The sequence below is a fragment of the Shewanella mangrovi genome, assembly GCF_000753795.1.
In the GTDB taxonomy this organism is placed as follows: domain Bacteria; phylum Pseudomonadota; class Gammaproteobacteria; order Enterobacterales; family Shewanellaceae; genus Shewanella; species Shewanella mangrovi.
Genome location: NZ_JPEO01000015.1, coordinates 40,776 through 55,027, shown reverse-complemented (window position 1 = coordinate 55,027; position 14,252 = coordinate 40,776). Strand labels below are relative to the sequence as shown.

14 protein-coding genes are annotated in these 14,252 nt (G+C 50.0%); 2 read left to right on the top strand and 12 right to left on the bottom strand.

Annotated elements, in window-relative coordinates:
• Positions 1 to 61 precede the first annotated feature (61 nt).
• The 3 genes from HR45_RS14885 to HR45_RS14875 all read right to left on the bottom strand — a co-directional run bounded on the left by HR45_RS14885 (position 62) and on the right by HR45_RS14875 (position 2,595).
• Positions 62 to 715, bottom strand: coding sequence for a DUF4937 domain-containing protein (locus HR45_RS14885; protein WP_037444496.1), 654 nt, complete (start codon positions 713 to 715; stop codon positions 62 to 64).
• A gap of 164 nt (positions 716 to 879) precedes the next feature.
• Positions 880 to 1,644, bottom strand: coding sequence for a metallophosphoesterase family protein (locus HR45_RS14880; protein WP_052074768.1), 765 nt, complete (start codon positions 1,642 to 1,644; stop codon positions 880 to 882).
• A gap of 63 nt (positions 1,645 to 1,707) precedes the next feature.
• The gene (locus tag HR45_RS14875; RefSeq protein WP_037444494.1) at positions 1,708 to 2,595 is read right to left on the bottom strand and encodes a LysR family transcriptional regulator; all 888 of its coding nucleotides are present in this window, start codon (positions 2,593 to 2,595) and stop codon (positions 1,708 to 1,710) included.
• Positions 2,596 to 2,724: 129 nt separating this feature from the next.
• Here HR45_RS14875 and HR45_RS14870 point away from each other — a divergent pair, with 129 nt between their 5' ends.
• Both HR45_RS14870 and HR45_RS14865 read left to right on the top strand, forming a co-directional pair.
• Positions 2,725 to 3,519, top strand: a complete 795-nt coding sequence (locus tag HR45_RS14870; protein WP_037444492.1) for an SDR family NAD(P)-dependent oxidoreductase — start codon at positions 2,725 to 2,727, stop codon at positions 3,517 to 3,519.
• An 11-nt stretch (positions 3,520 to 3,530) separates the two neighbouring features.
• Positions 3,531 to 4,484: an aldo/keto reductase gene (locus HR45_RS14865; RefSeq protein WP_037444490.1), complete on the top strand. Its 954-nt coding sequence runs from the start codon at positions 3,531 to 3,533 to the stop codon at positions 4,482 to 4,484.
• A gap of 135 nt (positions 4,485 to 4,619) precedes the next feature.
• On the opposite strand, the gene HR45_RS14860 is transcribed toward HR45_RS14865, so the two are convergent.
• The 9 genes from HR45_RS14860 to HR45_RS14820 form a co-directional block, all read right to left on the bottom strand.
• Complete coding sequence (locus HR45_RS14860; RefSeq protein ID WP_037444488.1) at positions 4,620 to 5,294, bottom strand: Fe2+-dependent dioxygenase; 675 nt, start codon at positions 5,292 to 5,294, stop codon at positions 4,620 to 4,622.
• Between the two features lie 87 nt (positions 5,295 to 5,381).
• Positions 5,382 to 7,619 (bottom strand): TonB-dependent receptor, encoded by a 2,238-nt coding sequence (locus tag HR45_RS14855; protein WP_037444486.1) that lies wholly within the window; start codon positions 7,617 to 7,619, stop codon positions 5,382 to 5,384.
• A 345-nt stretch (positions 7,620 to 7,964) separates the two neighbouring features.
• The gene (locus HR45_RS14850) at positions 7,965 to 8,729 is read right to left on the bottom strand and encodes a S1/P1 nuclease (protein WP_037444485.1); all 765 of its coding nucleotides are present in this window, start codon (positions 8,727 to 8,729) and stop codon (positions 7,965 to 7,967) included.
• Between the two features lie 141 nt (positions 8,730 to 8,870).
• Positions 8,871 to 9,638, bottom strand: a complete 768-nt coding sequence (locus tag HR45_RS14845; protein WP_037444483.1) for a CDP-diacylglycerol diphosphatase — start codon at positions 9,636 to 9,638, stop codon at positions 8,871 to 8,873.
• A 144-nt stretch (positions 9,639 to 9,782) separates the two neighbouring features.
• Entirely contained in the window at positions 9,783 to 10,940 is a 1,158-nt protein-coding gene (locus HR45_RS14840; RefSeq protein ID WP_037444480.1) for an iron-containing alcohol dehydrogenase, read from the bottom strand.
• Between the two features lie 104 nt (positions 10,941 to 11,044).
• Positions 11,045 to 12,667: a PepSY-associated TM helix domain-containing protein gene (locus tag HR45_RS14835; protein WP_037444478.1), complete on the bottom strand. Its 1,623-nt coding sequence runs from the start codon at positions 12,665 to 12,667 to the stop codon at positions 11,045 to 11,047.
• Positions 12,668 to 12,670: 3 nt separating this feature from the next.
• On the bottom strand, positions 12,671 to 12,952 hold the full coding sequence (locus tag HR45_RS14830) for a hypothetical protein (RefSeq protein WP_037444476.1): 282 nt from the start codon (positions 12,950 to 12,952) through the stop codon (positions 12,671 to 12,673).
• Entirely contained in the window at positions 12,949 to 13,224 is a 276-nt protein-coding gene (locus HR45_RS14825; protein ID WP_037444473.1) for a hypothetical protein, read from the bottom strand. Before HR45_RS14825 ends, HR45_RS14830 begins: the two co-directional genes overlap by 4 nt.
• Positions 13,225 to 13,420: 196 nt before the next feature.
• Complete coding sequence (locus HR45_RS14820; protein ID WP_037444471.1) at positions 13,421 to 14,020, bottom strand: DUF4919 domain-containing protein; 600 nt, start codon at positions 14,018 to 14,020, stop codon at positions 13,421 to 13,423.
• Positions 14,021 to 14,252 lie beyond the last annotated feature (232 nt).

Here is a 14,252-nt window from a genome sequence, read left to right as displayed (position 1 = left end):
GCGTTTATTGAGCTGGATAGCGCTTACACTAGCAAGCTGATGGTGCGCGCTTCTGCGTTGGCTACTCAGGCACGCCGGCATAGTGTCGATGTTGCGGATTGACCCGCCACAATGGCTCTTCAAGCACATAACTACCTGAGATCGACTGCATATAGCGCATTGGCCGCATGGCTTGCATTAATTCTGGCAGCAAGTCTTCGAGATAGCGCGTGTGGGCTTGCTTGCTTTCCCAATAGGTTTGCAGAATAAAATCGCGGCTGCGCAGGCGGTTACGCCAGATGTAACCGCCTAGCATACCGTTTTGTGTCGCGAGCGCTGGATTCCACATCGCCAGCTGATCGCGAATAAACTGACGTTCATCCTTCACGCCGTTGCAGAACACAGTGCGTATCACCCGTGACTGATCATCACTAGGTGACATTGCTGGCACCGCTAATACTTGTTCATAGAGTGACACTTGGCATTCACTAAAGGATTGAATATCGGTGTTCTTTTTAAGAAAGCTATCGTGCTCTGTGTCCATAAACTGTTGTAGCGCTTCGACACTTAACCAATAGCCAAAAATCACCGCATGCGCGCTCACCGCTTCCCAGCCTCCAGCCTGTCCTGCAAATCCCTCTATCGGCGCTAACGCCTGCCAGATGTTTTGTGCGGCGGAAAATGCCTGACGATGTTCGCGCGGCACGATGCAGCGGATCAGTTTGAGAACCGTCATTAACCCTCCCTAGATTGAGTGCGAGTTCAAGCTAGACATTAACGCCAAGCGTTTAATATCAAAGCTATATTTGCAAACCTCTATTGAGTGTAAGCAGCAAATGCTGATGCCGCGAGTTTCGCGCGTTTATCTTTGGCTAAAGGATAAGATAATGACGGTGATGATCACGACGCCGGTCGCAATTGCTGCCTTGCCATCTGAGTGAGCATGATTTCAAATTCCGCTTCCTCTGGTGCGGATAACACTTGTTGCTGCACAAAATTCTCTGCATCAGGATAGCCAGATTGACGGATCAGTTGTGCCGCGGCTTGCACATCATATGGTGTTTGCTTAAAGCTGATTTGATGGTCTAGCAACAGCCAACATGCGCTATTGGTACCAACAGGCATGCCAACACTGCCAGCGTTGACGATGCGACACTGAGGCAGACGTCGTTCAAATTGCATGTGGGTATGACCGCAGATGATGAGGTCTGCATTGCAGCGGCTTAACATAGGACGCAGCTGTTCTAGCGGGGTTTGTTCCGTAAAAATTTCGACATTGTCGCGTGGTGTCGCATGGCAAAATAACATGCGACCAAGCTCAGGTGAGTTAATCTCGGTCGTAAAGTGCCAGTTAGCAATCTGCTTTTTATATTCATTTTTGAGCACTGATACTAACCAATGGGCTTCGTGTGCGGCCCGCGGGCTAAGGGCGTTCATCGGCGCATTGTTCAGGCAGCTCAGCAGATCTGACTCAGCATTGCCTTTTAGAAAGAGTTTGTTGCCTTGATATTCATTAAGGCGCGCTAAGGTTTCGTTGGGCAGCGGCCCTGAGATGACATCGCCACCCACGACCAGCATATCCACTCGCAGGCTGGAGAGCTCAGCCAGCACCGCCTCCAGCGCAGGAAGATTTGCATGAATATCGTAGATTGCCGCCACTTTCATAGTGCCTGTCCTTTTTCTTTCTTCTCCCATAAGCGTGGCACATTTTTTCGTACAACTTCGCGATCAGATGGTCATTTTTTGTGTTGCCTGCAGTAAGAAATCAACAAACTGCTTCAGCCTTGGTGTGGCATTTTGATTACGCAGATAAACGAGATTGATGGGGGCATTGGATTCTGCGATGCCGGGCAGTAGCTGTACTAACTTGCCGCTACGAAGATCGCTGGCGACGTCCCAATAAGACTTCATCACAATGCCAACTCCCTGCAGCGCTAAGTCATGGCCAGTTTCCCCGTCATGGCAAAGGAAGTGGGCGCGTATATGGACTTTATCTTGGCTGAAACGCCATTCTGTCTCGGCGTGGCTGCCAATAACAATACAACGATGCTGTGCTACGTCGGCCAGCGTTGTTGGCGATCCATGTTGCTGCAGATAAGCAGGAGAGGCGCAGAGCACCCGCCGATTATCAAGCAATTGCCGTGCAATCAATCCCGAGTCTGGTAGCTCGCCGTAACGAATAGCGATATCAATACCGTGAGCGATCAGGTCTTTGACTTCATCACTAAACAGCAACTGTAGCTGGATCTCTGGATGGTGGCGATGAAACTCGACTAACAGCGGCAGCAGTACTCGATGACCAAAGCTATTGGGCGCGGTAATTTTTAGCGTGCCGGACAGATGTTGTTGCTGTTTTAGTAATGCTTCTTCAGCTTGATGGAGTTCGTGCAGGATGCGCTGCGCATGCTGATATAAAGTCTTGCCTTCATCCGTGACCGACAGCTTCCGGGTGCTGCGTTGTATGAGTTGTAGGCCACTACGTCTTTCTAAGTTGGTCAGGCGTTTGGACGTCGCCGCAAGAGACAAGCCTAACTCGTTGGCCGCGGCAGTGAGACTGCCGAGAGACACGACCCGCTCAAATACCTTCAGACCAGTGAGATCATCTAATCCATTCATTGTTAACCTTTTGGAAAGAGTATCTTTAAATTGTGTCCATTTAATCAAGTTAACTCAGTCTCTACAATGAGCCATCAAATGTTCAATAGCTGAATTGGCATATTCAGCTGCCAAATCTCTGGAGGAAATATGGACATCAGATTAGAAGGCAAAACAGCATTAGTGACCGCTTCTAGCGGCGGTATTGGGTTTGCTATCGCCAAGGGACTGGCGGCAAGCGGCGCTAAAGTGGTACTCAATGGCCGCAGCGAAGCCACAGTAGCGGCAGCTAAGCAGCGCTTACTCGCGGAAGTGAGTGATGCCGACATTGTGTTGGCAGTGGCTGATTTGTCGACCGATGCCGGCTGTGAGCAGTTGATCAATACCATTCCGAGCGTGGATATTTTGGTGAACAATGCCGGTATCTATGGCCCACAAGATTTTTTTGAAACTGACGACGCCACTTGGGAACAGTATTGGCAAACTAACGTGATGTCGGGCGTGCGACTGGCACGTGCCTATCTGCCTGCTATGCAGCAGCAAGCTTGGGGACGGGTAGTGTTTATTTCGTCAGAATCGGCACGCAATATTCCGGCGGATATGATCCATTACGGTGTTTCTAAAACCGCCCAACTTTCATTGAGTCGCGGTCTGGCTAAACGCGTGGCTGGCAGCGGCGTAACGGTGAACGCAGTACTGCCGGGGCCAACCATTTCTGATGGTTTTGAAACTATGGTGGCCGAAGAAGCCGAACGGACTGGCAAGTCGTTTGAACAGATTGGTAAAGAGTTTGTCATGACTCACCGCGCCAGCTCAGTGATCCAACGTGCCGCCAGCGTTGAAGAGGTTGCCAATATGGTGGTGTATGTGTGCTCTAAGCAAGCGTCGGCGACCAGCGGTGCAGCATTGCGCGTTGATGGCGGTGTTGTCGACGATATTCTGTAAGGAGGTTGCAGATGGATAAGCAACAACTCGGTCAAACAGGGCTAGAGATTGTGCCCTTGGTGTTTGGCGGCAATGTCTTTGGCTGGACGATCGACCAGAAAACCAGTTTTGCCATTCTCGATGCTTTTGTCGATGCGGGCTTTGACAGTATTGATACTGCTGATTGTTACTCGATCTGGGCACCGGACAATCAAGGCGGTGAGTCGGAAACCATCATAGGGAACTGGCTGAAGGCTCGTCCGGGAATACGCGATAAAGTGAAAATCTTTACCAAGGTAGGTGCGGATCTCGAACAACCCGGTAAAAAGGGCTTGTCAGCCAACTGGATCAAGCAAGCGATTGATGCATCCTTAGCTCGACTCAATACAGATTATGTCGATCTCTATTTTGCCCACTGGCCCGATGCGGACACTGATATTGGCGAAACTCTGCAAGCGTTTAATGATGTTAAACAGTCAGGAAAAATTAACGCGATTGGTGCATCTAACCTTAACGCTGATCAGCTACAAGCCTCATTGGATGCCGCCAAGCAACGGCAGCTCACACCGTATCAAGTGCTGCAACCTGAGTACAATCTGTATGATCGCTCAGGTTTTGAAGGCACATTGCAAGAGTTGTGTGTCAAAGAGAATATCGGTGTGGTGACCTATTACAGTTTGGCATCAGGCTTTTTGTCAGGTAAATACCGCACTGCCGCCGACTTAGGCCAAAGTGCTCGTGGTGAAGGTATTGGTAAGTATCTGGATATTAAAGGCCATGCCATTTTAGCAGCATTGGATAACGTCGCTGAGGCGCATAGTGCGCAGCCAGCAGAAGTCGCATTAGCTTGGCTGATGGCCGCTCGCGGTGTGACGGCGCCAATTGTCAGTGCCACCAAACCGCAGCATATCGACAGCTTTGCCAAAGCCGCGATGCTCAAGCTGAGCAATGAAGATTTGGCTTTACTGACTCAAGCAGGTATCTGATTTTTTTTAGAATAATAACAATAATAACTCTCCAGCAGGCACAGTCGTTTTACACGGTAAACGGACTTATCGTGATGCTTGCTAGGTAAATTCCAATCTCAGCCAACCGCGTTCGTCGGTTGGCTTTTTTTCGCACTAAAGTTCACTCCAGCGCCGTAGCAGATTGTGATAAATGCCGGTCAGATTAAAAATTTCCTGTTGTTCAGCGTTGGATGCGGTCAGTGCCTGAATCGATTGATCGAGTTGAAATAGCATGCGTCGCTGTCCTTCATCGCGCACCATACTCTGCAACCACATAAAAGCCGCGGTACGCTCACCTTGAGTAACGGGTGTTACCTGATGCAGGCTGGTGGAGGGATAAAGAATCGCTGAACCGGCTGCCAGCTTGACTGCCTGAGTACCAAACGTGTCTTGGATAACCAGTTCTCCGCCTTGATAGCTGTCCGGCTCGCTTAAAAACAGCGTGGTCGACAGGTCGGTGCGGACTAACCCCTCGGCGGTGGACCGAATGGCATTGTCGATGTGGTAACCAAAGGTTTCTCCTCCCTCGTAGCGATTAAACAGCGGCGGGTAGAATTGTAATGGCAGCGCGGCAGAAACAAACAAGGGATGTGCCATCAGCCGATCCATCACCAGTTGCCCAAGATCAATCGCTACTGGGTTATCTTTATCTAACTGTTGATTACGTTTGCGGGTGGCCGCCATCTCTCCCGAGGTCTGGTTGCCATCGATCCAAGGTTCTTCATCAAGCTTGGCTCTAAGCTGGGCCACTTCAGCCTTGGAAAACAGCTGCGGAATTTCTAATAACATGGTCAATATCCTGATACGCAAAAGCGGTACCGACACTGGTCGGCACCGCATATTTTGTTCGTGCTGATAAGGTTGCTAAGTCAGCACCTAGAAACGGAAATCTGCACTTAACATGGCTAATCGTCCCGGTGCCATATTGGCAAAGTGAGCAGCATACGCCTTATCAAAGTAACGTTTGTCGGTGAGGTTTTGCACGTTCAAACGTAGGGTCACCATATCGTTAAAGCGATAAGAGGAGACAAAGTCATAGCGCCAGTACGATGGGATCCATAAGGTGTTGGCGGTATTGCCATAAACCTTATCCATGTAATAAGCACCTACGCCAGCATTAAACTGCTCAGTGATGTCGTAATTGGTGAACAAACTAAAGCTGTTTTTGGCGGTGTTTGGAAAGCGATTACCATCCAGCGCACTGTTAAAGCCGTTAGCCTCGAGTGTTGCATCCAAATAGGTATAACCGCCGAAGGCATGCCATTGCTTGGTTATATCGCCGGAGAAACCGACTTCAAAGCCTTTGACCTTTTGTTTACCCACGTTGTCTTGTGGTGCACCACGACCAGCTTCAGTCGCAACGCGCGCATTGTTCTTCTCAATCTGGAAGATAGAGCCGTTCAGTGACAAACGACCATGGAACAGATCCCACTTGGTACCCAGTTCTAAGCTCTTGGTGTCTTCCGGCTCCAAGTCTTCGTTACTGCTGCTGAGGCGATCACTACCATCACCGTTGGAGGTCCCCGGCGGGTTAGATGAGGTGCCCCATGCCAGATAAATACTGCCGTTTTCGGCAGGCTTATAGAGTAGTGATAGCTGGTAGTTGAAGAAACTATCTTGGTTCGTCAGCGTGCTATCACCCGCAGTGGCGGTGGTATCAAAGTCGTCCCAGCGCACGCCCGCGTTGATAAACCACTGTTCGGTGGCTTCCAGCGTATTGAAAGCATAGAGCGAGCGAGTGTCTGTCTCGGTGACCGTTGGTGTCGCGCTCAGAGTGATATCGCCTACCCAAGGATCATTGGCGTTGGGATTTTCTAAACTAGTGCAGTTGTAACTGGCCAGCATATCGGCATCACAACCCGCATTACGGCCGTTGCCGGTATCGACGCTGTAACTGCGGTTACTGGTGCGTTCGTTACTAAATTCGGCCCCCACAGCAAAACGGTTTGGCATGCCCGCCAGTTTTACTTCACCCGCAAGTTGCAACTGTGTCGCCAGCGTTTTTGTGGCGGAGTTACGCGCCTTGGTATTTCGCCATACATAACCATTGGCTACGTTGCCAGCCGAATCATCTGGGTTGGTCACTATGTAGTGGTTGGTATTGCGGCTGTAAATGGTATTTGAACTTAAGTGCAGCGTATCGCTGAAATCATGGTTAATGAGTACCGAGCCGGTATCATCGCTGTTGTCACGAAAATCGCGATCCAGCAAGCCATAAAAGCTGTCGGCATCGACCTTTACCGGACGCCCTGTGGTTTGATCGTACGGAATGCCGTAGTCAGGTACGTCGTGGCTTTCAAAGTGGTAATACTCCAGTGTCACCTGAGTAGCGCTGTTGAGGCCTAAACTGATGGAAGGTGCAACGCCCCAGCGATTACCCGCAATATGGTCGCGTCCCGGAGTATCGGCGTCATGGCTCATCATATTGATACGCACGGCGCTGTCATCGCCAATGCTGTGGTTTACATCTAGGGTGGCGCGCTTTAGTGAGTCAGTTCCTACCGCCACATCGGCATTGATGAAGTCGCCTAAGCGGGCTTTTTTGGTGACGATATTAATACTGCCACCTACAGCACCTCGGCCGTTATATACAGAGCTAGGACCTTTCAGTACTTCAATCTGGTCAATGTTAAAGGTTTCACGGTTTTGCGAGCCGACATCGCGCATACCGTTGATGAAGGTAGATGACTGCGCATCGTAACCACGAATAAAAGGACGGTCGCCGTAAGGGTTGCCACCTTCACCTGTACCTAGGGTGATGCCAGGCGTGGCACGCAACGCATCAGTAAAGCTTTGGGCGCCCATATCCTTGATCAGATCTTGGTTAATCACGGTAACAGATTTAGCGCTGTTGAGCAGATCTTCGGTGAATTTACCTGATTGCACGCGACGGTTGTTATAGCCCGAGTATTCACCATTAATCTCAATGTGTTCCAGTCGCTTATCATCATGATGGTGGCGTTTGTCAGGGTGATGATCTTTGGCGTGTTGTTTATGCTCAGCGGTTGGCTGCTCTGCTGCCATTGCCGGAGTCACCGCCATCCCCAATGTCAAAGACCCCAATACAGTCGCGCTCAGCCGCACTCGTCCGTGACGGCATTTTTTCGTCTTCATCGTGAAAAATCCTGAAGTTGTAAGTGGTTAGTTGGACAACTACGAGTGGTTGTCTCTTTCAGCGACGGCTAATATAGAAGTTTATGACAATTGTATCAATAACGATTCTCATTTGTATTACGTTGATTTAGATCAAACTCACCTCAAAATAATGGTCTTTTTGGCAAAAAAAATGAGGTAACTGATTAACTTATAAGGGGATATGGAATAAGACTTACTGACCTTAACCTTTACACTTGTAACAGTACGCAGTGTGGTGGCAATAGCGCTTATGAGGGAGTGTGAATGCGAGGTAATAAATAAAAATCCCTGCCGTAGCAGGGATTTTTGAAGCATAGTTGCGGTTTAGTTAGCGTAAATCGCATCCAGCATTTTGGCTAAACGTTCAGCGCCTTTCTCAATACGTTGCTCAATCAGCGGTGCATTGGCGTCAATGTAGGCCTGACCAAGTTGCGCATTTTCATGATAGCCCTGATAGATCTGCTGCGTCAGTTGCAGTGATTCGTTGCCCCATTGCGCGGGCGTTCCGCTCGCATCAGCGGCAGAGGCTTTGCTCGCTAGCTGGTCGCCCCAGCCTTTCCAGTCATTACCAATCAGATGTTCAATAATGCCGTAGTCCCAAATGCCGTGTAGATTGGCAGGTTTACCGAAAAAGCTCACTTTGGTTTTATTGCCACCCCAGTCATCGGCATAGCTCACGTGCATCGGTTGATGTAGATCGCCAACAAAATGGGCGAGGAAAAACAGCGCCTGCCAGTCCTGTGGATCTTTTTTCAGCTTGGCTTGCATCTCGTCGATGCCACTGAGTACGCAGCCTTTCTTCGGACAATCGCTGGCGCTTAAGTGATGATCATTGTGTGCGATATTGACGTAATGCAGATGCTTGGACCAATCCCATTTATGGTCTTTTTTAATGTCGTCTGCCCAAGTACAAGCTTCGGCAAAGGAGTGATACTCGCCCTGTTTCGCCGCAATGGCGCTGAGTGCTTTTTGGGTCGAAGGCTGAGTTAAATCAAATGCGGCTTCGCAGAAGGCCTTGTGGCCGGTGAATCCCCAAGCGTGGACTTGGCTGGTGAAGGCCAATAACAACAATCCAAACAAACGATACATAGTGTGTCTCCTATTATCAGTGGCGGCATTGTACTCATCCTTGGTGACCGGCAGAACACTGAAACGTTTTTTTAAACGCTAAATTAGCGTAACAAAATATGAAAGGAGCAATGAGGCGCAGCATCTGCGCCTCAAGTTAGCTTAAGGCGCGGGGTTGAGAATAGCGCAGCTATGATCTTGCAGCAGTTCCGGGCTGGCTTTTTCAATACCAAACCAGCTCGCTTGCAACGCTAGCAGTGCCAAGCGTTGATCGGGCAATCTCGCTAAGGCTAAACCAAATTTCCCCATATCATCGGGTGCTACCTTGAGCTCTCTGGCGATACGGATAAAGGAACTCTCGTTGTGCAGTTCACTGTCGTTCAGCGTGCGGATTTGGTAGTCGCTATTGTCGAGTGTGACCGCTTGCCAATGCGCATTCAGCGTGGGCGCCAGTTTATCCAACTGAGCACGAATATCGGTACGCAGACAGGAGATATGAATGTGCATCTGGTTTTGGGTACGGCCATAGGCTGAGTTGATCGCCAGTGATAAAGCGGCGTCATCGATGGGACGACCATACTTTTCCGCCAGCAAATGACGCTCATCCCATGACAAGGCGAAAAATTTTGGCGTGTCGGCGTTTAGTAGCGCTGGGCTTTCTGTGCCAGTGATACGGCTGACCGGCATTAGCAGGTATTGCAACGGACCGTTACGGTCTTTCAGCGTGACATAGCCCTTGGCTTCATCCACCTTACTGCAGGGAGCCGGATTGCCAGCCTGTTCCTGACCGATAACACAGCGCTGACTGATGAGTTGCCATAAAGCATTGGGGTTATGAGTGCTACTCGGTGCCAGATACCACCACGCCGCTGCGGCGATAATTGCTAACACAGGCAAACCAATTAGCAGTTTTTTTGTTGATTGTTTCATTATTCCAAATATTCCTTGGCCCAAAGCGCGGCGGCATTGTCCTAAAAAATCATGACGCTGTCATGTCGGCAACAGCGAGTTTGCGTCACTGACAGCGTCTTTGCATCGAATATTTAGTAAATGAATTTTAATGCGCTGAACGAGTTACCATGCCGACTGCAAAATCGCACGACTATCGTCGAGGCCAAGATCTTGGGTTTCTGTCAGTTGCGTCATGCCATGGGCGTCGAGCGCTGCAATAATATCGTCGATGCTGTTTTCATCATCGGCGTAATGGCTCAAGCGTGTGCTAATGCCAAGGCTTTCAAAAAACGCGCGCGTTTTTGCAATGGCGGCATCTATGCGTTGCTCGTCACTGCCATCACAAATATCCCAGACACGCTCCGCATACTGCAGCAACTTGGCGGCTTTCTGTTGGCGACGTGCTTGCCAGAGCGCAGGCATCACAATTGCCAGTGTTTGCGCATGATCAATGCCAAATCGGGCCGTCAGTTCATGGCCGATGCAGTGCGTTGCCCAATCTTGCGGCACGCCAACACCAATCAAACCGTTGAGGGCATTGGTCGCGCTCCAGACTAAATTGGCGCGTGCGGCATAATTATTGGGTTCGTTGATGGTGATTGGGCCGATTTCGATCAGCGTGCGTAATATGCCTTCGGCCATACGATCTTGAATGCGCGCATCCACAGGGTAGGTCATGTACTGCTCGCATACATGCACAAATGCATCGACCACACCGTTGGCAACCTGAATTTTCGGCAGAGTAAACGTCAGACTTGGATCGAGAATAGAAAACTGCGGGTACGCCAAAGGAGAAGATAACGCTAGCTTGCCGTCAGGGTGGGTGATCACCGCATTACCATTCATCTCGGAGCCAGTTGCCGGTAAGGTTGCCACGGTCCCTAACGGCAGTACGGCACTGGCGTCGACTTGCTCAGTGCCTTTGAATAACAGTTCGGCGCAGTCACCGCGATAATGGCTCGCCAGCGCAATAAATTTGGTGCCGTCCATGACGGAACCACCGCCGACGGCGAGCAAAAAATCTATCTGTTCTGCTTTGGCTAACGCCGCCGCTTGCATCAGAGTTTGATAGCGAGGGTTAGGTTCAATCCCCCCAAATTCCAACACTGTGCGTTGTCCCAGCGCTGCTTTTACCGCATCGAGAGTGCCAAATTTCTTGACGCTACCACCACCATAGGTGATGAGCACTTTGGCGTCGGCTGGGATCAGTTGGTCGAGTTCGTTGAGGCGATTTTGGCCAAACACGATCTTGGTCGGATTGCGGTAGTCAAAATTGAACATGCGGGCGTCCTATCATTAAGAGAATGCGCCTATAGTAGTCAATTTTGTATGACAAATTAAGGTCGCATGCCGCAAAAGTCTGATAGTTGCTGCAATCCTTGCTGTTAGCGTGATGCTTGTGGCGCCATGTGTTTGACTGTTGCTGACGGGCGAATAGCCCAGATACTGTCTGGCTCGCCCGTTAATGCCCGTCTGCGTGTCAACTTTGTGCAATAGCCAAGCAGCAAGGCCGCCAGCAAGGCGGTGATGTCGACCATCATAGTTGCCAGTGTTTGGGGGGCCCACAGTCCTAACGTCGGTATCGTCAGCGCCAGTAACGAGGTGAGCGGCATCAATAGGCAAATCATGGCGGTTAATTGAAGCAGGTGAATCGCCGCCCTCGCAGCCCCGATTTTGACGCTATACAGCAGCGCTAGCCCGAAGCACAGGTAATAACACCATAAGTAGCCGTAGTTGATGTTATCGATGAATTGATAGAGCCATTTACCAAGTAGCATGCTAGCGGCGACAGCAACCACAGTGCCAAGACAACTGCCGACGGTGAGTGCCGCCATTATCTGCACTCGTTTGGGCTGTTCAGAGGTTTGCTGTTTGCGACGTTTCTCCAGCCATAACAGGTTGCCGGAATAGAACAGCATGGCCCCGCTAAGGCCTAGCAGAAAATAGAGCCAGCGCCCCGGCATTCCCGCATAGCTGCCGAAGTGTAAACCGAAGAAACTCGACACAATTCGTCCCCAAACCCCCTCATTACCGGGCGTCATGGTGCTGAACAACACTTGCTGGGTGTATGGATTGAGTGCGAGAAAATCGGCAACTGGCCCCCGCATTAACGCCTGCTCGTTATACATTTCAATCCGAGCCATCGCTCTAGGCGTGCCTAGACCCATAACGTTGATGCTGGTAGCCTGATAACCTTCGTTAAACTGATTAGCACTGCTCAATATTTGGCTGATGTTGGGCAATTGAGTGGTGTCTAGCGGTTGCTGCATAGCGTTGCGCGGCATAAAACTAGGGGGTGTTTTGTAGACCAGTTGATTCAGTGCACCATAAAACTGGTCGTGAAAAGCAAATACGATGACCGTCAGTGCGATGATGATGTGAAACGGCAGTGCGGTAATGCCAAGTAGATTATGCAGATCGAGCCAAAATCGATGTGCTGTTTTTCGGCGTCTGATAGCGAACATGCTTTTAACCAAGGTTGGCAACAAGACAATCACCCCTGATATCAGCGCGATAAAATACAAGATTGAGGCGCCTCCCATAATGAGCACACCTAGTTGCTCATGGCCGAGGCTGCCGGGGATCCCTGCCGTCTGGTGTAATTGGTCGATAAGATCGGCCAATTTGTTCGGTTGTACTTTGGCGGTAATCAAATTGCCTTGCTCATCGAGCGTGGCGTGCCAGTGTTCAGCGCTCAGATTGACGCTGTGGTCGCGTTCTCCGTTCGACCAGCTGAGGGGTGAAAAACGTGGATCTGCCGGATGAATCACAAAGCCCTTACTGAGTTCAGGATGCTGCGCTTGTGCTTTGTGAAGCAGTTTATCTAGTTGATTCAGAGAAACTTGTGGCAACACGTGCGCCGGTGGTGAGGCCCACGCCGCGATCTCGGTCTTAAACATGGTTAACGCGCCGGCAAAAAAGCAGATAAAAAGCAGAATGCCAGCACCGATGCCACACCAAAGGTGTAGTTTTTGGTAGATACGCATGATGTCACTACGAATTTGCATCGGTTACCTCAATAACAGCAATAATGTCCAGGCCAGCAGATTGGCACTGCCAAGCCAGATAAAAGCATGACGGGTGGAGTGAAATAGGTAGATAAAACTGATGACGCACAGCCACAGCGGTGTCATCAGCCACATATTGAATTGGTATTTATCGCGGGCATCGATACCACCTGGACCAAACCAAGCAAATAATCCCACGATTGCCAGCGCGAGAGTAAAGCCGAGCACGACCCCACAAAGGGTTTTGCCCAGCCAATCAGGACGGATCTTAGCGGCGCGACTCATTTCAACGGCTCCTGCTTCAGCAGTGACAGCAGCGGCAGCGCTGCTAGCATCAGCCCTAATAGCAGCAGCCACCAGAAAAATGCCGCAGCAGGGGTGAGTACCACATGCCAGCCGGCCAGTGCACTGATTAACAGCAGGTAAGCCAGATAGCGCCATGGTGCGACGGCGATGGGCTCTGCAAGTAGCCCTTGTTGTTTGCAGCTGAGATAGATTAAGCCGCAGGCGACTAACATCAGCAGTATGAGAAAGCTGTAAAACAGTGTGGTATCCATAGCGCCTTGCCTCGATCTGCGTTACAGAGATTCAATGGAACGGCAAGGCTATAACACAAAGTTAATGATAGTCATTATCATTTACATTGATTTGCGAGTTGACGCAACTTTTACTGGGGCGAAGTGCACAACGGCAGTATTTGTGCACCAAACAGACAAGGCGCTAATTGACGAGCACCTTGCTGCAGCGATGGGATTAATTGGACTTGGTACGTTTTTTCGCTAGACGGCTAAAGTGCGCCGCAGGATTAAAATAAAGCACCATCTTGTCGCCATTGCTATCGACGACCTGGATTTCATCACACAAAGGTTCACCAAATAACCGTTGCGCCGTGGGTCTCACTTGGAAGAAATACATCGCATCATATTCCTCCTGCACTGAGATAGTGACATAGGCTGTTTTTGGACTGGTCCCATCACCCGAAGACACCAGTGACTCCATTAAACCATCAAACCAACGATAATGATCATCTGAGCTATCTTGTGCACCAATCTGCTCAATCGCCATGCTGGTCATATAGTGAATGCGAATATCAATTGGACATTGCTGTAACCACTGTTCGCCAATAGTCGCCAGCTGTTGCCAGTCGCCAGCATCAGCCAAGTCATAAATCTTTTCTAGTGGCCGCCCGTCACGACAGCGTTGCTGATAATTGTCCGCCCAACCGACCATCATCCGCATGGCATCAAAATCGACATCGTCGGCCCAATTGATTTTACTGGTGGGCGCGGGATTGGAAAGTGACGAGCACGCGCTCAGTAATAAGCCCATCACGAGTATTAGCAGCGATTTCATAAAACTCCCTATATGAATCCCACTCAAAACTGGCTGAGTGTTCGCAGCTCATAATTAGCGGGTTCTGGCGTGAAAAGTCAAAACAATTTAAGTGAAGTGTCGGTAGTTGAAGCGCCGGCGAGACGCGAAGAAAACGGCAGCAACTCCTTTTAGAGTCCGTTCTGGCAAATTAATGATTGAGATTTGTTACATTTATCACTAAAACATAAATGAAAATAATTCTCAGTAGTGT